Origin of the sequence: Moraxella sp. TY6 (genome assembly GCF_048551375.1) — a bacterium.
In the GTDB taxonomy this organism is placed as follows: domain Bacteria; phylum Pseudomonadota; class Gammaproteobacteria; order Pseudomonadales; family Moraxellaceae; genus Faucicola.
This window is the reverse complement of sequence record NZ_JBLYZJ010000008.1, coordinates 14,413-35,701: the sequence shown is the minus strand read 5'-3', so window position 1 is coordinate 35,701 and position 21,289 is coordinate 14,413. Positions and strand designations below refer to the sequence as shown.

Genomic DNA, 21,289 nt, shown 5'->3' with positions numbered 1-21,289 from the left:
GAACTTGCTATGGCGATGCCTGCTCGAGGTGGTATTACCACGATTAATTATGACACGGTTGAAAAACTGTATGCCAGTTACTTACCTTTTATTCAAAATGGGGCAATTTTTATTCCCAGTAACCAACAACAACAGCTTGGCTCACAAGCCTTCGTTGCCATCACCTTGCCAGGTAGTAGTGAACGTATGCCATTGAATGGTAAAGTGGTGTGGGTACATCATCGCACCCAAGGACAACGTCCTGCAGGGTTTGCATTGCAGTTTGGCAAAGATGAAGCAGGCTTGCGTATCAAAAACGAAGTAGAACGCTTGTTGGCAGGTAGCATTAGCTCAGATAAACCAACCTTTACACTATAACGTTTTACCAACATTTTTTGCTAAAGCTGTTGCGATTGGGCTGATTATCCAGTATAATACAGCCCTATTTTTATGCCAAAAAACAAGGCATTGATAAAACCATATTTTATGAAACATCTGTTCGTAACTGGTATGGTTGATTAAATTGGAAATAATACGGTACAACTTTGGGCGTATGCAATACACCCCTACAAAACCTGTCTTAATTACTAATTTTTAAACGACTATAACCAATAAATATTGAGAAATTTGCCATTCCCACCATGACCCAATCCACCCAACTATCTTCAGCAACCCTGTCTTCAGCGACTCTGTTGCCGATTATCACCATTGATGGTTCAAGTGGTGCTGGAAAAGGCACGCTGACCAGTCGTTTGGCGAATCAACTGGGTTATGCCATGTTAGATTCTGGGGCGTTATACCGTATTGTTGGTTTGATGGCACAACGACAAGGTTTGTTAAATACCACAGCTTTGGATGAAACTGCCCTCGAAGCCCTAACGCAATCACTGAATATTGTGTTTTTACCTGCCAAACAAGGCTCAGAACATGTGACCGTATTGGTCAATGGCGAAGACATTAGCCAAGCCATTCGCACCGAGCAAGTGGGTGAATATGCGTCTAAAGTGGCAGTATTGCCCAAAGTACGACAGGCGTTATTGGGCTTACAACACATGATGGCACAGCCCAGCCCAACAAATTTCGCTTTAGAATCAGCTTTAAAACCAGCTTTAAAAATAGACACACAATCCGCCAATCCATTCCCACAAACCAAAGGTTTGGTGGCGGATGGGCGTGACATGGGAACGGTGGTCTTTCCCCAAGCCCCAGTCAAAGTATATTTAGTGGCATCGCCCCAAGCACGAGCCGAACGCCGTGTCAAGCAATTACAAAATGCCCAACAAACGGCAGATTACGCTGAGATTTTGGCACAGATTATCGCTCGTGATGAGCGAGATAGTGGACGCAGTGTCGCACCTGCCAAGCCTGCGGAAGATGCGGTGGTGATAGATAGTTCTAGCCTCACGGCTGACCAAGTATTTGACCAAGTGTGGCAATTATGCCAACAACGAGGTTTGGTATAACTTAACGATTTTTCTGATTTTTTATAAACCATAAAACCAGTCACTTGTTTATAAAAAATCATCATTTGAACCGTACTGTACTGGACAGGCTACGGCTATATAAAGGTAAAATTTATGATGGAATCATTTGCTGAACTGTTTGAAGCAAGCCAAGCGTTAGACGTTGAACGTGGTGCGGTAATCTCTGGTCAAGTTGTTGCGATTGACAGCGACTGGATTACTGTTGATACAGGTCTAAAATCAGAAGGTATCGTTGCTCGTTCAGAATTTTTGAATGAACAAGGCGAGCTTGAAGTAGCAGTTGGCGATCAAGTTCAAGTCGTGGTTGACGCTGTTGACAACGGTATGGGTCAAACCCTATTGTCACGTGAAAAAGCCAAACGTGTCGAAACTTGGAACGTCCTTGAAAAACTTTATGAAAACAATGAGATTGTTACAGGTCTTATCTCTGGTAAAGTTAAAGGCGGTTTCACCGTTGATATCGGTTCAGTTCGTGCGTTCCTACCAGGTTCATTGGTTGACACTCGTCCAGTGCGTGACACAGCTCACCTTGAAGGCAAAGAGCTTGAATTTAAAGTCATCAAACTTGACCAAAAACGCAACAACGTGGTTGTCAGTCGCCGTGCAGTCATGGAGTCTGAAAACTCAGCAGAGCGTGAAGCCCTACTTTCTAACCTAGAAGAAGGTCAAGAAGTGGTTGGTGTGGTTAAAAACCTTACTGATTACGGTGCATTCGTAGACCTAGGCGGTATTGATGGTCTATTGCACATCACTGATATGGCATGGCGTCGTATCAAACACCCATCAGAAGTGGTTGAAGTCGGTCAAGAATTAAAAGTTAAAGTATTGAAATTCGACCGTGAACGTAACCGTGTTAGCTTAGGTCTAAAACAACTAGGCACTGACCCATGGCAAGACGTTCTTAACAACTATCCAAAAGGCACAAACGTTAAAGCCCGTGTTACCAACTTGACTGACTATGGCTGTTTTGCTGAAATCGCTGATGGCATCGAAGGTCTTGTTCACGTATCAGAAATGGATCACACCAACAAAAACATCCACCCATCAAAAGTTGTACAAGTGGGCGATGAAATCATGGTTCAAATCCTTGATATTGATGAAGAACGCCGCCGTATTAGCCTAGGTATCAAACAAACCATGCCAAACCCATGGGAAGAGTTTGATAAAAACCATCAAAAAGGCGATAAAGTAACAGGTACAATCAAATCAATCACCGACTTTGGTATCTTTATCGGTCTTGATGGCGGTATTGACGGCTTAGTTCACTTGTCTGACCTTTCTTGGAACGAAGCAGGCGAAGAAGCCATTCGTAACTACAACAAAGGCGATAGCGTTGAAGCTCAAATCCTATCAGTTGATGCAGAAAACAACCGTATCAGCCTAGGTATCAAACAATTAAACAGCGACCCATTTAACGAATACGTGACGGCAAATGACCGTGGTGCGATTGTTAAAGGTACAGTAACTGAAGTTGATGCCAAAGGTGCAAAAGTTAAATTGACTGACGATATCGAAGGCTACCTTCGTGCCTCAGAAATTCAACAAGAAAAAGTTGAAGATGCAACCACTGTACTAAACGTGGGCGATGAAGTTGAAGCTAAAATCATCAACATTGATCGTAAATCACGTGGTATCAACCTATCAATCCGTGCTAAAGATGAAGCTGAACAACGTGACGCTATCAAAGCCTTGAGTGCCAACACCGCTCAAGAAGCACAGCCAAAAACCATTGGTGATTTGATTAAGGAACAACAACAAAATCAATAATTGACCCATCAATATTGATTGTTGTTAGTCAACAAAAAGGCAACCTTCGGGTTGTCTTTTTTTATTGTTGATTTTTTAGAAAAAATTGCAGTATTTAAATTTTGCTTTTGTTATAATAAATAGACAATAAGTAATGAAATGTAATCCAAGTGCGTTTGTATACTCAATTGATTGTATGCTTAATCTATCAACTGCACATGGGGTATGGGTGGTGAATTGCATCAGTGAGCAAAGTCCTTCTGTAGCATCTAATGAGTGATTTATTAATTACTATATGAATACAAGGGATACAATTATACCTAAGTAAGGTTTAGAGGTAACATGGAAAAAGTATTGAACAAATCTGATTTGATTGCTAGACTATCAAGCGAATGTGATACGCTGGCAGAAAAAATGGTTGAAGAAGCAACCAAGCAAATCATTGACTTAATGGTAGACACACTATCACAAGATGGTCGAGTGGAAGTGCGAGGCTTTGGTAGCTTTTCATTACATCATCGGCAATCAAGAGTGGCTCGCAATCCTAAAACAGGTGAGCAAGTCAAGGTCGATGCAACTGCCATTCCGCATTTTAAGCCAGGTAAAGCACTGCGAGAATCCGTGAATCAACACCAAGGATTGAGCTAGTTACTAGTTGAGTTTATGGCTTATGTGTTGTGATGATGAATCAAGTTACTGGCAAATGATGTGGTTTATATCATAGTCAGATTAATGGCTATGACACATGATTTGATAAACAAGGTTATGTCATAAGAGGTGGACTTGATTCCACCTTTTTTTTGAAATATTCATCAAAAGATTAACTATTTAATTTATAAGTGTCAACACATAATTATCTTATAATACTCAATCTCGTAGCGTGGGTTAGCAAAACGTAACCCACAAAAGTCAGATTATAGTTTAAATTAGAAATAAGACAGAATTTGTAGGGTGTATTGCCAACGCCCAAAATCTTATAGTGTTATTGCTGATTTAATTCATTATAAAAATAAGCCATGGAGTACAATCATGCGTTTCTTAATTACAATCTTATTATTTTTAGTCTTTGGTTATTCGTTGATGTTGGTGATTGTTAACAACCAACAAGTTGATGTTAATTTATTGTTTAGCAACGCTCCACAAATGAATTTGGGTCTGCTATTGATTATTTGTATCGTATTAGGGGTCGTTGCTGGGCTATTATTGGGTTTGATTTTATTCCGTGTATTACAGATGAAACTTGAAACCCAACGCTTGAATAAAGAGCTAAAGCAAACCCAAGAAAAACTCATGCAATCTCAGCATAATCTTGAACAATATATGCTTCAACATAAAGATACAGGATTGCCAATCAATACCAACCAAAATAATGCATTACCACCGGTGTGATGACATTATCTGTCTGATTGAAGTGATTCGAGCGTTAAATAAGACCAAGAAATAAAGTAAGGATGGTTTATGACTGCCAGTAATACCCATGTCCAGTCGCCCATTATCGTGGCATTGGACAATATGAATGACCAGCAAGCATTGGCACTGGCAGATAAATTAGACCCAAATCTTTGCCGTCTAAAAGTGGGTAAAGAGTTATTTACCAAATATGGCACAGCTATTATTCAGCAGTTACATCAGCGTGATTTTGAGCTGTTTTTGGATTTGAAGTTCCATGATATCCCCAATACCACGGCACAAGCCGTGCGAGCTGCTGCTGATTTGGGCGTGTGGATGGTCAATGTGCATGCCAGTTGTGGGCGTACTGCGATGCAGACGGTCAAACAGCGATTGGTTGAGGGCGATTATTCGACTTTGGTGATTGCGGTGACTGTGTTGACTTCGATGAGCCAGCAGGATTTGGTGGATATTGGGGTGAATGATAGCCTTGATAATCATGTTAAACGTCTTGCTTTATTGACCCAACAAACTGGGCTTGATGGGGTGGTGTGTTCCGCTCAAGAAGCCAAAATGCTTAAAGCCTTGTGTGGGCAGGATTTCTTGCTTGTTACGCCCGGCATTCGGATGCCTGAAGATGCTTCTAATGACCAAAACCGCATTTGTGCCCCCAGCGAGGCATTGGCAAATGGTTCGGATTATTTGGTGATTGGTCGGTCGATTACCCATGCCCCAGACCCATTGGCAAAATTGCAATTGATTATGGATTCGTTGGCTTAAATTTACTTTTATAAATATAGTCGTTTAAATTAGCCATAAGACAGGTTCTGTAGGGGCGTATTGCATATGCCCAATACCTCAAAGTATAATTTCTGATTTAATGCACTATCATTTTTTCTTATTTAGAGGCAGGCAAGCTAACTATTGGACGTTGTAAAAAGGAATGAGTGCAACCATGATAAAATCCATTACTGATATGCCAGCCCATCTACCCCCCAGCATGATAGACTCTGTCAAGCTCCTGCCCAAAAATGTCCGCCTCATTTTATTCACTCGACATTCATTGCGTGAACTGTCGGATGGTAATGGCTTTGCCAGTTATGCGTTACCATTAACCCCCAAAGGTCGAGTATTGGCAGAGTCTTGGGGGCGTTGGCTTGCTACCCATTTACCCTATTCGATGGATGTGGATAGTATTAGCAGTCCCATTCAACGGTGTATTGACACCGCTATTTTGATGCAGGCAGGGGCAGGGATTGACCGTAATGTGTCCCATCAAGCATTATTGGTCGAACCTGGCAGTTTGGTGGTTGACCATGAAGAAGTAGGGAAAGTGTTTAAAGAGATTGGGGCGTTAAATTTTATCAATCGTTTTTTGGCAGAGGATTTGGCAGGGATAAAGTCACCGCATAAAGGCGGACTGGATTTATTGGCATTATTTTTCCAACATCAACCGCAACATGGGCATTTGCTATTGGCAGTTAGCCATGATACTTTATTATCCGCTTTTTTGGCGGTGATGATGGGCGTAACTGCGATTGATTGGGACGATTGGCCCAAGATGATGGAAGGGGTGTTTTTGTGGTTTGATGACAAGCCCTTTAGCGAAGCAAAAGTACATTTTATTTGGCGTGGGCAGTGCTATGAGCGTCCACTGATTGAATTGATTGACCCATTTTCAACGGCTAGCTATCCTTTGACGGATGGCTAATGCAGAAGATTAAATAAAAAAGGTTGGCATTGTACCAACCTTTTTTATTGATTTTGATATTGTGTTAAGCGTGTTTACCATTGAGTTGAGCCAATGTTAATTCAATTTGTTGGCTATGGGCTTTAAGCTTCTGCTCAATCGCTTGAAATTGGTCTTTCATCTTCTCATCGACTTCATTTAGACGTTGGGCAAATTCAGTCTTTTTCAGTTCAATGGCTTGGGTTTTTAGGGCTTGCCATTCTGCAAGGGTTTGTTTAAAGGCTTGTTGTTCGGTGTTTAAACGTTCTTTGACCATCTGAAAATCGGTGGTCAAATTACCTGAAAACATGGCAACTTTTTTCTCAGCACGTTTGAATGCCATTTCGGTTTGGGCATGTTGAATGGTGACATCAGGTACACGTTTTAAATCCCACGTTAAGCCAACTTTTGACAAGCCGTAAATAATCCATTTTGATGGGTCATATTGCCACCATTTTACCCCATTACGGTAGTCGTATTGGAAGTAGTGATGGTAGTTGTGGTAACCCTCGCCCCATGTGAATAGTGCCAAAATGGGATTATCACGTGCGGTATTGGTATCAGTGTAAGGTCGTGTGCCATACATATGACATAATGAATTGATAAAAAAGGTAAAGTGATGGCTTAATACCAAACGTAATAAACCTGCTAACACCATCGTGCCTGCGATATCGCCAACTAACCAACCTGCTAATGCAGGCAAGCCAAGATTGGCTAACACCACCCATAGCCCATAATATTCATGTTGTAACACCAAAACAGGGTCGACTTTTAGGTCAGGGATATTTTTGTAATCAAATTTACCACTGGGGTAATTGCGAAGCATCCAACCGATGTGCGAAAACCAAAAACCACGTTTGGCAGAGTAGGGGTCTTCATACACATCATCGACATGACGATGATGCACACGGTGACCGCTACACCAGTCAAATACCGAACTTTGGACGGCTAATGTGCCACCGATTAAAAAGAACCATTTAACAATTGGGTGGGCTTGATAAGCTCGGTGAGCCCATAAACGGTGATAGCCTACAGTAATACTCAACCCATTCCATGCCATAAATAAGCCAAAAATTACCCATACTTGCCAGCTAACACTATGATTTAGCAAATAATAAGGTACTAAAAATAAGGCAAGAATAGGCGTGCTAATCAAGACAATGGCAGGAATCCAGTTAATGGGTGCGTGTTCAAACGCTTCGTTTTTAGGCGAAAGGGTGTCAGTCATAACAACGTCCTAACGATAACGGTCTATTAAAATCATAGCCGAAGAAAGAATAGTGAATTTTGCTAATAGCCAGTCAAAATTCACTTTGGTATGATGTTATTTTAGCCGAAAATTGCTCTAAAGTGAACATCCATACACTCAAAAAAATACAATTTTATCCCAACTTTTTATCACAGGCAATGCGAAAGCAAGTATGTTCATGGTTGGGGATGTACAGCAAATTGGCATGGTTGGCTTGACAAAACGCTTGTGACAAATAAAGCCCCAGTCCTGTGCCTTCATGGTCAGTGGTAAAAAATGGGTTGAACAAACTATCTTCATCCCCTTGGGTAACGCCTGCCCCAGTATCAATCACGTCAATATAAATATATTTATCAGTATCATAGACTTCGATGGTGACATAAGCATGAGGATGCACTTTACTACAAAATCGTAGCCCATTATTGACCAAATTAACCAAAACCTGCTCGAGTTGATAGGGGTCAAAATTAAATGTGAATTGGGTGGAGCAATGAAAAAACACATCGTGTGATGAAAAGTTCTCTTTGATAAATTCAGGTATCCATGAACAAGGATTAATAATGGTTTGATTGGGCTTTTGTTGGCGAGATAAGTTTAGTACATCTTCAATAATTTGATTTACTCGTTTGGTTTGCTTAAAAATCATCTCAAATAATACTTGGTCATCTTCGGATAAGTGCGTGTCACTGCTTTGACTTTCTTCCAGTAACATCTCGCTGGCTTGGCTGATGGCGGCAAGTGGGTTGCGAATTTCATGGGCAATACTGGCAGATAATTGCCCCAACGAAGCCAGTTTTAATTGTTGGGCATGGGCTTGTTCACGGCGTAAATCTTCAATCAAAATAAGGGCATGACCATTGCCTAATTGCGACACTCGTAAACGAAATTCATTATAAACCAGTGAGTCAAGTTTACTCTTGTCGTTGGTTTGTTCGGGGTTGGATAATCTAACAACTAAAGATTGCTCATTTTGAGTACAAAAATCAATCATTTGTTCAGCTAAATTGGGGGCTATCAAGGGTAAAAAATAACTGGATAATGGCGTGGGTAAGTTCAATTGTTGAATGGCAATATTACTGGCAAGCAAGATTTCAAGCTGATGGGTGATGATTAATACGCCTTGGTCAAGCACTTGTACGATTTTATCATTAATCGCATTGAGGGCATTGACCTCACGAGTTTGGCGTAATGACAAACGCTCAACCAATAACAAACGTTTGGCAATGGTGTGACTTAAATAGGCGACCCCAATAAAACTTAGCACCATCAAGCCACCATTGCTAATCATGCTGTAAGTGACTTCTTTTTGTAGCGGATTAAACTGTTGATAAATCACCAACGTAATGGCAAAGGCGGTAATCAAAATTGCTTGATGCGTCCGTACCAGCATAAAACTGGCAGCCACCGTGACTAAAAATAATAAAATGGTCTGTAAATCCGTACCCCCACTAAAATACAGCGAAAAACTGAGAATTAAAACATCAACTACCAAACCAATCATTAATAGTGTATTTTTGGGATAAAAGAAATAACCCAAAAATAGCAATAAACTTAATAAAAAATAGCCAACTGTTGGTAATACATTGATGAGCGTCCATAAACTTTGGCTTGTACCTCGCATTGCCAATAAAAAATTCATCGACAAAAATGTCGAAATTAGAATGCGATACCCATTATACACATTGCCAACTTGTTGGGTTTTATCCGCTATGTGTCGGTCATCAAATAAGGAAGAAAAGGCAGGATTGGTAATCATGGGTTTCTCAACTTAAGGCTGAATCAAGCCATGTCGCATTGCCAAATGGGTGAGCTTGACATCGCTATCAATGCCCAATTTCTCAAAAATTCGATAACGATAAGTATTCACCGTTTTGACACTGACAAACAAATTGTCGGCAATTTGTTGGGGGCTTTGACAGTTAACCACCATCATTGCCACCTGCATTTCACGCTCACTCAAGCTCTCAAAAGGCGAGTCGGCTTTTTCTGCCAATAGCACATCGGCAAGCTGTTCGGCAACATCAGCACTAAAATAACGCCCCCCTTGAGCGACTTTTTTAATCGCTTTTATCATCTCATCAAGGGGCGTGCCTTTGGTGATATAACCGCTGACCCCTGCCTTAATCAGTAGCGAAGGGTAGGGCTGAGTCGCAAGGGAGCTGACCGCCAAAATCTTGGTGGTTTTGTCATTTTGCAATAGGCGTTTGGTGACTTCCAGTCCGCCAATGGTCGGCATATTGACATCAAGCAAAATCACGTCAGGCTTGAGCTGTTTGGCAAGTTGAATCGCCGTTTCCCCATTATCGGCATCAGCAATGACCTCGATATCTTGGCTATCGGATAACATTCGACTAATGCCCATGCGTACCAAATCATGGTCATCGACCACCAATACTTTTATCATCAATTGCCCCTTAAAATACCAAAATTTATATCACTAAAAATCCTATCTTAGCACATTTTTTGGGGATTGGAATGCTGATTCGCTGTCAAACCAAACGCAAAATATTGGATAAAAAATCCGAGTATTTTAATCGGAATTATTAAGGCAATTATGGCTAAAAAATGGCGAAATTTCCCCAAACCCTTTATAATAGCCTTTCATTAAAAGATTGAAATTATGGCAAATTATGCGAATCCGAAAACTGTTTAAATTTGAAAACGCCCATATCGTCCGCAACTGTAGCTCTGACCGTTGCAAATTTTCCATTCATGGGCATAGTTACCAAATTGAGTTAATCCTTGAAGCCAATCGCCTTGACCACGGTCAAATGGTGTATGATTTTGGGCTGTTAAAATCGTCCATTAAGGACATCATTGACAGTTTTGACCATGCGATTTGCTTTTGGGATAAAGACGACCCTGAGTATATCGAGGCGTGCAAAAAATTCAGTAGCCGTTGGATAAGTCTGCCTGTATCGCCCTCTGCCGAGCAGTTTAGTCGGGTTATTTTCTTTTGGGCGAATGAAATCTTAAAGCAAACCCAAATGCAAAATGGTGAGGCGGATGTGCGGGTGTATTCGGTGATTGCTCACGAAACGGCGACTGGCTATGCTCAATGCTTCCTTGAGGACGTGGAAAATGAGCAAATGGGGACGTTAAGGTTGGTGGACTTTGATTTTAGTGAGCAGGTAAAAGCGGAATGGCACGACCCTTTGATGTATGAAAAATTGATAAAAGGGGAAAAATTTGTCAATCCGAATGTGGTTTTGCAAGTCAAATAAACTTTGATAGGGTATGATGTAGGCTGGGCTTTAGCCCAGCAAAATTATGAAATCTAAAAAGCTGGACTAAAGCCTTTTAAAAAAATTAGCAAAAACTATGCGAACGTACATCCGAGATAAAACCAAAGGCGGTTGCTATTTTTTGACGTTATGTCTTGAAAACCGCCAATCAAACATATTGATTGAAAATGTGGGTTTATTTCGTAATGCCTACAAAATTACCAAGCAAAATCATGATTTTACACTTGAAGCAATGGTATTAATGCCAGACCATATTCATTTAATGATAACTTTGGCAAAAGACAGTGATAATTTTTCTGTCATTGTTTCAAGCCTAAAAAGTCATTTTTCAAGGCAAATGAATTTATTAAACTTTGATTCAAACGCTTCACATTCACGACAAAAAAAGAGAGAAAGCGGTATTTGGCAAAGGCGATTTTGGGAACATAAAATTCGTGATGATGTCGATTTTTTGCATCATGTTGAATATATTCATTATAACCCTGTCAAACATGGCTATTCACTTTCACCCAAAGACTGGCAATTTTCAACTTTTCATCGATTTGTACAACAAGGTATTTACGATGAAGATTGGGGAGGTGGTGTTTCTCCTGCCTTAATTAAGTTGGATTATGATTAATTGTTGGTTTATGTGTTGTGATTTTGGTCTAGCATTTAAAATTCCTATCACTTGTAGGCTGGGCTTTAGCCCAGCATAAACTGTATAATATTTCAAAAGCTGGGCTAAAGCCCAGCCTACGGTCTGTAGCGAAAATTCCACATGATAAATCAAACTTTAATTTTAAAATCCGAAACCGACACCCAAACCCTTGCCAAACAGCTTGCCGATATGAATTTAACAGGCAGTTTATGGCTATCGGGCGATTTGGGGGCAGGCAAGACCACGCTCACACGCTATCTATTGCAAGCAATGGGACATACAGGGGCGGTGAAAAGCCCGACTTTTACCCTTGTCGAGCCGTATGCCATCGCCCAAAATGACGGTACGTTCAAGCCTGTGTTTCATGCGGACTTGTATCGGCTCAATGACCCTGAAGAGCTTGAATTAATGGGGTTTTATGAGTATTTTGATGAGCCAAATAGTTTAGTGATTATTGAGTGGGCGAGCCGAGCGGAAGGTTATTTGCCAAAACCGAATATCACCATTGATATCAAACGCCTTGATAATGACGATAGAGAAGTTTCAATTAGTTAATGCAAAATCGAATTGCCAAATTATCCCCCCTCATCATCAATCAAATCGCCGCTGGCGAGGTCGTCACACGCCCTGCCTCAGTCGTTAAAGAACTTATCGAAAACGCCATTGACGCAGGGGCAGACTGCATCAGCGTGTATATAGAGCAAGGCGGACTGGGGCTGATTCAAGTCATCGACAACGGACAAGGCATTCACCCAGACGACATGACCCTTGCCGTCACTCGCCACGCTACCAGTAAACTTGCCGATGTCAGTGAACTCACAGGCATTGACAGCCTTGGCTTTCGAGGGGAAGCACTTGCCAGTATTTGTGCGGTGTCGCATCTCACCCTTACCAGTAGCCATGATGACAGTGGCATAGGTCGGCAATTAGCATTGAGCGGTAGCGATGCCAGCCATGCCACCATCACACCTGTGGTAAAAAACCGTGGCACGACCGTCAGCGTGCGAGATTTGTACTTTAACATTCCTGCTAGACGTAGCCATCTCAAGTCGATTGCTACTGAGTTTAGCCATATTGAGCAGGTGATTCAAAAAATCGCCATTAGCTTTGCCCATGTCGAAATCAGCCTGTATCATCAAAATAAATTACGATTTAGCCTAAGCAGTAACGCTATTTCTGAAACCAAAAACACCACTGCTTTAACACGGCTTGAACAAGCGTTAAACACCGAATTACAGCCGATAGCCCATGATTTTTATTTATCATTACAACCACTACAAACCGCTAATGACCTACAAAAAAGCGACAATCAACAATCAGCGAGTATTAATGGTTGGTTGTTTATTCCGCAGTATTTTAACCAAACTGTGCCACGCCTTTTATATATCAATCAACGCTTGGTGACGGATTTTGCGATTAGCCAAGCCTTGTCAAAGTCAGCACGGCAAGCGGATGTTGAGGGATTGGGCTATGCGTTGTTTTTTGATTTGCCAAACGAGTGGATAAATATCAATATTCACCCCAGTAAGCAACAGGTCAAAATCCAACCGCTTACCAATATGCTGGCGTGGCTTAATCAAGCGGTAGTGGATACCTTAAAAGCAAAATCGCAAGCAAGCGACCTGCAACAACCACAATTTCAAACTACAGTTTCATCATCCAAAAATATTGTCCAAAAACCATCAAAAAATGCACCATTTCAAGCATTTAACAATGCAGAAAATTTACCGTATCCAAATGGTATAGAAAAAAATCATGGGGTTAATGAGCGTCAATTTGATTATCAGTTTGATGATTTTAAAGAAAGCCAATTTTCCCCAACCCAGTTATTTGACGATTCACCGAAGTTTTTAAAACTTATGGAAAACGGCACACAAGGGCTGATTTTTTGGCAAGAGGATTTTTATTTGGTGGAATTGGTTTTGATTACAAAAGCAGTTTTGGAAGATAAAAATAAGTTTGAAAGTTTATTAAAAAATTCTGATAAATTAATGATGGATTTGGTAGGGTATCAACAGTAAGTTTTGACAAGTGTAAGGTGCGGCATACGCACCAATTGAAGATGTTGATTTTGAAGGGTGCGTGGAACGCACCTTACGTTGGATGTTTTAAAACTTACCACTTTTACCGTGACATGGGTTTATCATGTGATTTTGCCTACATGACACTACGAGCGTTTACAATCAAACATTGATTTTGCCAGCAAAATTTTATAACATAATGGATAAGGAGAGGGTTAAGGTTTCCCTTAACCGCACCATAGGTTACTGCGAATAACCCTTAGGTGTGTTGTTAATAAGCGTTAACCGCCACTAACAACAGTAATACAAGAATCATGGCTTTGAAGTGACGCATGGTTCTTCTCCTGAGAGCCGTTAAAAAACTGCATTGCAATTTTAGGCTCGCAAGAAAAAATCTTTTAAATAAGATTTTTTGCTGTTTTGGGGTTTCAGCCCAACGGCTCTGTTAAATCTAACTTTAACCGCCATCATTTTCACAGTAAAAATGACGGTGGCATTATACCCAAAAAATTGCATAAAAAAACGCCTTTCCATGAAAGGCGTTTGTGTTTTTGTATGGTAATAAAGCGGTTTAGCAAGTATCATATGATGATTCTATTGCTATCGCCTTTAACCATGAAACAAGACGTTATTTGCCTAATCGCCCCCACTGCCAGCGGAAAAACCGCCCTCGCTTACGAGCTTTACGACACAGGTCGCTATCATCTGATTTCGGTCGATTCTGCTCTTATTTACCGTAACATGAATATCGGTACAGCCAAGCCTACCGTTGAGGAGTTGGCAAAATATCCCCATGCCCTTGTTGATATCATCGACCCCACCGAAAGCTACAGTGTGGCTCAGTTTGTCAAAGATGTAGAGCGTGAAATCGATTTTGCCCACCGTATTGGCAAAACACCGTTATTGGTCGGTGGTACGATGATGTATTACATGGCGTTGCTTGAGGGTATGAATGACATTCCTGCCACTGAGCCACAGGTGCGTGAGCAAGTCATGGCGATGATAGCCAATGATGGGATTGAGCGTGTCCATCAATACTTACACCAAATTGACCCCATCACTGCCGAACGCCTAAAATCCAATGACACCCAACGTATCGGACGAGCGGTAGAAGTATTTATCCAAACGGAAAATCCCCTAAGCAAGTGGCACGAGAAACCGTTAGTCGCTCTAGCTGATAATCCTGTCCAGAATTGGCAGGTTTTTGCCATTATGCCAGATAGAGCATGGCTTCATCAACGTATTGATTTACGTTTGCAAATGATGTGGGAGCAAGGCTTTGTTGCAGAGGTGATTGGCTTGATGCAACTATATCCGCTTCATGCAGAGATGCCGTCCATGCGGTGTGTTGGCTATCGTCAAGTATGGAATTTTTTAACGGAAGTTTGGCAAAAAAATGACGAAAACCTTACATTTAATGACTTTATGCAACAACCCATGACACAGCTACAACGAAATCTTAACGCCCCTCAATGGCAGACGGCTAGACAAACAATGCAAAATGAGGCATTATATGCCACAAGGCAACTAGCAAAACGACAATATACATGGTTACGGCGGTTAATCACCCAACCTAAAATCAAAATCCAAATATTGTCTAGTGTTGGTGACGTAAAAAAACTGCTTAAATAATAAGCTATTCATCATAGTATTATATAAAAAATTAAACTAAGCTTGACGGGCATAATCAAGTAAAGGCAGAATAAACCCTTACGGATAATTATAGTTAATTTAATGGTTTTTTAATTTAGGCATTTATCATTTAGATAATAATTAATGCAATTATTTTTGGGAGATATAGCATGTCAAAAGGTCAAACTTTACAAGACCCCTTTTTGAATTCACTACGCAAAGACCGCATTCCTGTGTCTATTTTCTTGGTCAACGGCATTAAGCTACAAGGTCAAATCGAATCATTTGACCAATATGTGGTATTGCTAAAAAACACCGTGAGCCAAATGGTGTATAAACACGCCATTTCAACCGTTGTTCCTGCTCGCAATCCTCGTTCAGCAGGCACAATGCCAGCGACAGGCGGATTTGGTCAAGTTAGTAATATGGGCTTTGAGCGTCCAAGTGGTTTTGACCAACCTCAGGGCTATGGTGCAGGCGTGGCGAGAACAGGTGGCTTCCCTAACCGTGCTGGTTTTGGTGCAGAGCGTGCTGGTTTTGGCGGTGGCTATGAAGGTGAGCGTGGTTATGGCGTAGAACAACGCAGTAACGGCTTTGCAGGCAATGGCTTTGACCGCAGTGGTTTTGGTGAGCGTGGCTTTGATGGCTATGACAATGAGCGTGGCTTTGAACCGCATGCCGAACCACAAAAATTTGATGATGAGCCATCAGAAGACTAAAATTAAGGGCAAATTAAGCACTTAGTGACCCTACGTTAAAAATTAACCCATCTGTCATGATGGGTTTTTTATTATATGGGTTTTAGGGTATGATAAGGGCATCATTAACAGGATGGATAACAATATGAGCGTGTTAGAGCTTACCACACCACCGTTACCAACAGCAAAACAATCGCCAACCGTGGACTATTTGACCCATGCCATCGAGGCGATTCGCACCGAACAGCGAGCGTTGGATTTGCTAATTGAGCAATTGGATGAGCGTTTTGTTATGGCATGCCAGTTGATTGAAAACTGTCAAGGTCGTGTGGTGGTCACTGGTATGGGTAAGTCAGGACTCATTGGACGAAAAATCGCCGCCACCTTTGCTTCGACAGGGACACCTTCATTTTTTATGCACCCCGGAGAAGCAGGGCATGGTGATTTGGGGATGTTGGTGGAAGGCGATGTGTTATTGGCAATCTCCAATTCTGGCGAATCGGACGAAATCCGCATGTTATTACCTGTGGTCAAACAGCTTAACATTCCGCTGATTAGCATTAGCCGAGATAGACGAGGGATGTTGCCAAAATCAGCAGATGTGGCATTGACCTTGGGAGCATCCGAAGAGGCTTGTCCGCTTGGGCTAGCACCGACTTCAAGCACCACAGCAACCCTCGCTTTGGGTGATGCGTTGGCAGTGGCGTTGGTGCATAGCAAGCATTTTACCTCAGAAGATTTTGCCTTATCGCACCCTGCTGGGGCGTTGGGGCGTAGATTGTTGACCCAAGTCAAAGATTTGATGCACGTCAGTGATTTGCCTGTGATTGATGAGCAAGCCACGCTCAATGAAGCCTTGTTTAGCATGACCAGTGGACGTTTGGGCATGACGGTGATTTTGGATAATGAGAAGCGAGTGGTTGGGGTATTTACTGATGGTGATTTACGCCGTAGCCTTGAAAAACAATTACCATTAACCAGCCCCATTCATTCAGTGATGTCAAAAAATCCCAAAACAGTCAAAGCCACTATGCGAGCCTCAGATGCGTTAAGTTTGATGAATGAATTGAAAATTAGCCAATTATTGATTGAAAATGCGGATAATACGTTGGCAGGGGTGTTAAGTATTCACGATTTGTTGCAAGCAGGGGTCAAATAATTATGCAAAGTTTATTAAATCAAGCCAAAAACGTGAAGCTGTTGGTGATGGATGTCGATGGTGTGCTATCCGATGGCAAAATCACCTATGATGCCAATTGGGTCGAAACCAAAAGTTTTCATGTACAAGATGGATTTGGTATCAAACGCTTACAGCAATTTGGTATCAAAACCGCTATCATTACAGGACGAAATAGCACCATTGTGACAAATCGTGCCAAAGAATTGGGTATTGATTATATCGTGCAAGGGCGAGAGGATAAACTCGTTGCTTTAAACGAGCTATTAGCCAATCTTGACTTGACGCTGGCAGACTGTGCTTATATTGGCGATGATTTACCTGATATTCGAGCGTTGCAAGCGGTGGGATTTTCGGCAACCGTTGCCAATGCTCATAATGAAGTGATTAAACGTGTGCAGATGGTCACTACTCGCCAAGGCGGGCAAGGGGCAGTGCGTGAAGTGTGTGATTTGATTCTTAAAGCCACAGGACATTATGATAAAATGTTGGCGAACTATATTTAACATAAAATGATAATAAATTAGGTGTAAACACTCGTGTCAACCAAAGTATTGATGGTCTTGGGTTTGGTATGTATTTTGGTGTCGGCATATTTTTATGCCAGTAACGATGCCAAACTGACCCAGCCCAACCTCAAACCCTCAGATATTGATTATCAAGCCACGGCTGTCAAAGCCCTGCAAACCAATGAGCAAGGGCAAGTCGATTATCAATTGACCGCAGATAAAGTCACCCATTATCTTAATGCCAAAACTGCCGTGATGCAAAATGCCCAAATTTTGTGGCGACCCCAAGCTGACCGAGCTGTGACTTTGGTGGCAAAAAATGCTCAACTTGATGAAGTTAAACAAATCGTTACCCTAAAAGATGATGTGGTAATGACCAGTGAAACCACGTCCAGTCCTGCCCCCAAAATTACGCTCAAAGGGCAAGATTTTATCGGTAATTTATCCACTAACATGGTGACCAGTGACCAGCCTGTCAGCGTGGTGCAAGGGCAAAATAGCTTTGAATCCCAACAATTAACCGCCAATATGGCAACTGGGGATTATCAATTTAACCGAGTGAGTATGACGTTTATGCCCACTTGTAGCAATTAAGGAATATGGATGAAGATTTCTTTTTTACAAAACACTTTACAAGCATCTTTTTTAGGCAATGGTTCTTTTAACACGCATTTGCTCAATCGTGCCACACTTCGCCGTGTGGGTGTGGTGAGTGTTGCCTTGTTGGGATTAGCGACCACCAGTGAGCTAGCCAACGCCTTACCATCAGACGCAAACCAATCCATCCGACTGCTTGCCGATAAAGCCACTTATAGCGAAAGCACAGGCGTGACGACTTATTCTGGTAATGTCACCATCACCCAAGGCACGCTAAAAATGGCGGCGGATAATTTAACCGTCAACCTCACGCCCAGCCGTGATATCGCCAGTGCTGTTGCCACAGGGCGACCTGCTACTATTCAGCAAATCGTGACCCAAGAAAAAGGGCTTGCTAAAGGTCAAGCCAATCGCATTGATTATAATGTCAAAACAGGCATTGTGACCCTCACAGGTAATGCCCGTTTGACCCAAAATGGGGGCAGTTTTTCGGGCAATGTCATTCGTTATAGCCTAAAAATGGGCGATGTCGAAGCCACCGCAGGCAATAGCCAACGTGTCGAATTGGTCTTCCCACCGCAAAGTAGCAACCGTATTGGCATTCGTAATTAATAACTAATAAAGGAGCATTCATGTCTGCCCCAGAACATCTTGTCATGCAACACCTCGCCAAACGTTATGGTAAACGTTGGGTGGTCAAAGACGTGTCTTTCTCCGTTGAGCAAGGGCAAGTGGTCGGTATTTTAGGACCGAATGGGGCAGGCAAGACCACCAGTTTTTATATGGTGGTGGGATTGGTCAATATGGATAAAGGGCAAATTCATTTGGGAAGCCGTGATATTTCGCCCCTTGCCATGCACGAGCGTGCCAAAGTCGGTATCGGCTACCTACCACAAGAAGCCTCGATTTTTCGTAAATTGACAGTCGAGCAAAATATCCTTGCCATTTTACAAACTCGTGCTGACCTGAATAAATCCGCACAACAACAGGCATTAGAGCAATTATTATTGGATTTTAACTTGGGTCATGTGCGTCATTCGTTGGGGATGAGCGTGTCAGGCGGTGAACGCAGGCGTTGTGAAATCGCCCGTTGTTTGGCATCGAATCCCAAATTTATTTTACTTGATGAGCCATTTGCAGGGGTTGACCCCATTTCGGTGGGCGATATTAAAGACGTCATTACCAAGCTAAAACAGCGAGGCATTGGCGTATTGATTACCGACCATAACGTCCGAGAAACTTTGGCAATTTGTGAAAAAGCCTACATTGTGTCAGAGGGGGCGATTATTGCCGAAGGCACACCAAGCCATATTCTTGAGCATGAGCAAGTACGAAAAGTATATTTGGGTGAGGATTTTGTTGCCTAAACTGTCAGATGCCAATTTAGATGCTAATTTAGATGCTAATTTAACAGATACCAAGTTCACGACTGCTAAACCCATTCAGCCGATGGGTATCAAAGAGCGTATTTTTCAAGCCGTGTTGTTTGAAAGTATCGCCGTGATACTCTCGGCTTTTTTTGTGCGAATTTTTAGCCATCACAGCGATACAGTGGTCGCACCAACTGGCAAAGTGTTGGCAATGCTGATTGTGATTTCGTTGGTGGCGATGGTATGGACATTTATTTATAACCTTGGCTTTGATAGGATTTTTACAGGGGATAAATTGACTCGTTCGGTATGGCTTCGAGTGGGGCATATTGTGGGTTTTGAGGGTGGGCTATTGCTGTTTACCTTGCCTTTGATGATGTGGGTGTTGCAGATTGGGTTTTGGCAAGCATTGCTGATGGATATTGGGCTAACCGTGCTGATTTTGGCGTATGGGTTTGTCTTTTATTGGCTTTATGATTGGCTAAGGGCAACGCTAAAATCTCATCGTTGAGTGCCAATCAAAGCAGGATTTTGTCAAAATCGACCTTGTATTAGGGGGGTAAAAAGGCGTAAACTTGCAAAAATCTGTTAACAAGGAGTTCGCTATGCCAGTCGGAAATGTCACCCTCGTCCCATTGTTACCCATTAAAGGCATCAAAATCGGTATCACCGAAGCCCATGTCCGCTACCCAAACCGTAAAGATTTAACCGTCTTTGAAATCTGCGAAAACGCCAATACCGCCATCGTCACCACCCAAAACCAATTTTGTGCTGCCCCTGTGCAGTTGGTGCGTGAATTTATCCAAGCCGAAAGCCCACGCTATTTACTCATCAACACAGGCAACGCCAATGCCGCTACAGGGCAAGATGGCAAAGACCGAGCCTTCGCCACGTGTCAAGCGTTAGCCGAAAAAACAGGGGTAAACGTTGAATCTGTGTTGCCATACTCGACAGGCGTGATTGGTGAAGCCTTGCCAAGTGAGCGGATTATCGCAGGGTTAGACAATGCGTTGGCAAATTTAAGCGAAGATAATTGGTTAAATTCCGCCCATAGCATTATGACCACCGACACCACGCCAAAAGGTCATAGCGAGCAAGTTAACATTGATGGTGTAACTTACACGGTGACAGGTATCAGTAAAGGGGCAGGCATGATTCGCCCAAATATGGCGACTATGTTGGGTTTTGTGGCGACTGATGCCAATATTGATAAAGCCGTGTTGCAGGATATTTTGCTTAAAACGGTCAATAAATCCTTTAATCGCATTACTATTGATGGTGACACCTCGACCAACGATTGCTGTACGCTTATCGCCACAGGTCAAGCTAGTAGCGAAGTGATAGATAGCGAAAATCATCCGCACTATACCGCTATTTATCAAGCCATTGAAAAAGTGATGGTGCGTATCGCCCAGTTGATTGTGCGTGATGGTGAGGGGGCGACCAAGTTTATCACCGTCAAAGTGACTGGGGGCAAAACCTCGGACGACTGTGCCAAAATCGCCTATGCGGTGGCTCATTCGCCATTGGTGAAGACGGCATTTTTTGCCAGTGACCCTAACTGGGGCAGAATCTTGGCTTCGGTGGGCTATGCAGGGATTGAGCTTGACCAAAGCCAAGTTAATGTATCGCTTGATGACGTGCGGATTTGTGAGCGTGGCGGATTGGCGGATGGCTACACCGAAGAGCGTGGGGCAGAGGTGATGAAGCGTCCTGAGATTACCATTCATATTGAGCTTGGGCAAGGGCAGGCGAGTGACACCGTCTATACCTGTGACTTGTCGTATGAATATGTCAAAATTAATGCGGATTATCGGAGCTAAT

At 42.3% G+C, this 21,289-nt stretch carries 23 protein-coding genes; 20 read left to right on the top strand and 3 right to left on the bottom strand.

Translation table 11 applies throughout. The features are described from left to right. Positions 1-9 precede the first annotated feature (9 nt). The 7 genes from ACK1U4_RS07425 (at position 10) to ACK1U4_RS07395 (ending at position 6,309) form a co-directional block, all read left to right on the top strand. Positions 10-357, top strand: coding sequence for a PilZ domain-containing protein (locus tag ACK1U4_RS07425; protein WP_419400596.1), 348 nt, complete (start codon positions 10-12; stop codon positions 355-357). A 263-nt stretch (positions 358-620) separates the two neighbouring features. Then, positions 621-1,442 carry a (d)CMP kinase gene (locus ACK1U4_RS07420; protein ID WP_419400595.1) on the top strand — a complete coding sequence of 274 codons (822 nt, stop codon included), beginning with the start codon at positions 621-623 and terminating at the stop codon, positions 1,440-1,442. A 117-nt stretch (positions 1,443-1,559) separates the two neighbouring features. Next, a complete protein-coding gene (gene rpsA / locus ACK1U4_RS07415) occupies positions 1,560-3,230 on the top strand; it encodes a 30S ribosomal protein S1 (RefSeq protein ID WP_419400692.1) in 1,671 nt (556 codons plus the stop codon). Between the two features lie 321 nt (positions 3,231-3,551). Continuing rightward, complete coding sequence (locus ACK1U4_RS07410) at positions 3,552-3,857, top strand: integration host factor subunit beta (RefSeq protein ID WP_419400594.1); 306 nt, start codon at positions 3,552-3,554, stop codon at positions 3,855-3,857. Between the two features lie 381 nt (positions 3,858-4,238). Then, entirely contained in the window at positions 4,239-4,598 is a 360-nt protein-coding gene (locus ACK1U4_RS07405) for a LapA family protein (protein WP_419400593.1), read from the top strand. Between the two features lie 69 nt (positions 4,599-4,667). Further along, on the top strand, positions 4,668-5,378 hold the full coding sequence (gene pyrF / locus ACK1U4_RS07400) for an orotidine-5'-phosphate decarboxylase (protein ID WP_419400592.1): 711 nt from the start codon (positions 4,668-4,670) through the stop codon (positions 5,376-5,378). A 175-nt stretch (positions 5,379-5,553) separates the two neighbouring features. After that, complete coding sequence (locus ACK1U4_RS07395) at positions 5,554-6,309, top strand: histidine phosphatase family protein (protein ID WP_419400591.1); 756 nt, start codon at positions 5,554-5,556, stop codon at positions 6,307-6,309. A 64-nt stretch (positions 6,310-6,373) separates the two neighbouring features. Here the strand turns inward: ACK1U4_RS07395 and ACK1U4_RS07390 are convergent, their stop codons facing one another. The 3 genes from ACK1U4_RS07390 to ACK1U4_RS07380 all read right to left on the bottom strand — a co-directional run bounded on the left by ACK1U4_RS07390 (position 6,374) and on the right by ACK1U4_RS07380 (position 9,980). Then, on the bottom strand, positions 6,374-7,555 hold the full coding sequence (locus ACK1U4_RS07390; RefSeq protein WP_419400590.1) for a fatty acid desaturase: 1,182 nt from the start codon (positions 7,553-7,555) through the stop codon (positions 6,374-6,376). Between the two features lie 154 nt (positions 7,556-7,709). Continuing rightward, positions 7,710-9,332 (bottom strand): sensor histidine kinase, encoded by a 1,623-nt coding sequence (locus tag ACK1U4_RS07385; RefSeq protein WP_419400589.1) that lies wholly within the window; start codon positions 9,330-9,332, stop codon positions 7,710-7,712. A 12-nt stretch (positions 9,333-9,344) separates the two neighbouring features. Further along, complete coding sequence (locus ACK1U4_RS07380; protein WP_419400588.1) at positions 9,345-9,980, bottom strand: response regulator; 636 nt, start codon at positions 9,978-9,980, stop codon at positions 9,345-9,347. Between the two features lie 226 nt (positions 9,981-10,206). Here ACK1U4_RS07380 and ACK1U4_RS07375 point away from each other — a divergent pair, with 226 nt between their 5' ends. The 13 genes from ACK1U4_RS07375 (at position 10,207) to argJ (ending at position 21,288) form a co-directional block, all read left to right on the top strand. Continuing rightward, complete coding sequence (locus ACK1U4_RS07375) at positions 10,207-10,800, top strand: 6-pyruvoyl trahydropterin synthase family protein (protein WP_419400587.1); 594 nt, start codon at positions 10,207-10,209, stop codon at positions 10,798-10,800. Between the two features lie 97 nt (positions 10,801-10,897). Continuing rightward, positions 10,898-11,440 carry an REP-associated tyrosine transposase gene (locus tag ACK1U4_RS07370; protein ID WP_419400586.1) on the top strand — a complete coding sequence of 181 codons (543 nt, stop codon included), beginning with the start codon at positions 10,898-10,900 and terminating at the stop codon, positions 11,438-11,440. Between the two features lie 141 nt (positions 11,441-11,581). After that, on the top strand, positions 11,582-12,016 hold the full coding sequence (gene tsaE, locus ACK1U4_RS07365) for a tRNA (adenosine(37)-N6)-threonylcarbamoyltransferase complex ATPase subunit type 1 TsaE (RefSeq protein WP_419400585.1): 435 nt from the start codon (positions 11,582-11,584) through the stop codon (positions 12,014-12,016). After that, complete coding sequence (gene mutL, locus ACK1U4_RS07360; protein ID WP_419400584.1) at positions 12,016-13,482, top strand: DNA mismatch repair endonuclease MutL; 1,467 nt, start codon at positions 12,016-12,018, stop codon at positions 13,480-13,482. The genes tsaE and mutL overlap by 1 nt, the downstream gene beginning before the upstream one ends. A 585-nt stretch (positions 13,483-14,067) precedes the next feature. Continuing rightward, positions 14,068-15,114, top strand: a complete 1,047-nt coding sequence (gene miaA, locus ACK1U4_RS07355; RefSeq protein ID WP_419400583.1) for a tRNA (adenosine(37)-N6)-dimethylallyltransferase MiaA — start codon at positions 14,068-14,070, stop codon at positions 15,112-15,114. 170 nt (positions 15,115-15,284) lie between these two features. Next, positions 15,285-15,833 (top strand): RNA chaperone Hfq, encoded by a 549-nt coding sequence (gene hfq / locus ACK1U4_RS07350; RefSeq protein WP_419400582.1) that lies wholly within the window; start codon positions 15,285-15,287, stop codon positions 15,831-15,833. A gap of 124 nt (positions 15,834-15,957) precedes the next feature. Then, a complete protein-coding gene (locus ACK1U4_RS07345; protein ID WP_419400581.1) occupies positions 15,958-16,971 on the top strand; it encodes a KpsF/GutQ family sugar-phosphate isomerase in 1,014 nt (337 codons plus the stop codon). A 2-nt stretch (positions 16,972-16,973) separates the two neighbouring features. Continuing rightward, positions 16,974-17,495, top strand: a complete 522-nt coding sequence (locus ACK1U4_RS07340) for a KdsC family phosphatase (RefSeq protein ID WP_419400580.1) — start codon at positions 16,974-16,976, stop codon at positions 17,493-17,495. A gap of 33 nt (positions 17,496-17,528) precedes the next feature. Then, positions 17,529-18,092 (top strand): LPS export ABC transporter periplasmic protein LptC, encoded by a 564-nt coding sequence (gene lptC / locus ACK1U4_RS07335; RefSeq protein ID WP_419400579.1) that lies wholly within the window; start codon positions 17,529-17,531, stop codon positions 18,090-18,092. Between the two features lie 9 nt (positions 18,093-18,101). Beyond that, entirely contained in the window at positions 18,102-18,707 is a 606-nt protein-coding gene (gene lptA, locus ACK1U4_RS07330) for a lipopolysaccharide transport periplasmic protein LptA (RefSeq protein WP_419400578.1), read from the top strand. Between the two features lie 20 nt (positions 18,708-18,727). Then, complete coding sequence (gene lptB / locus ACK1U4_RS07325; protein WP_419400577.1) at positions 18,728-19,462, top strand: LPS export ABC transporter ATP-binding protein; 735 nt, start codon at positions 18,728-18,730, stop codon at positions 19,460-19,462. Then, a complete protein-coding gene (locus ACK1U4_RS07320; RefSeq protein ID WP_419400576.1) occupies positions 19,455-19,976 on the top strand; it encodes a PACE efflux transporter in 522 nt (173 codons plus the stop codon). The genes lptB and ACK1U4_RS07320 overlap by 8 nt, the downstream gene beginning before the upstream one ends. A gap of 94 nt (positions 19,977-20,070) precedes the next feature. Further along, positions 20,071-21,288 (top strand): bifunctional glutamate N-acetyltransferase/amino-acid acetyltransferase ArgJ, encoded by a 1,218-nt coding sequence (gene argJ / locus ACK1U4_RS07315; protein WP_419400575.1) that lies wholly within the window; start codon positions 20,071-20,073, stop codon positions 21,286-21,288. Position 21,289: the final 1 nt, after the last annotated feature.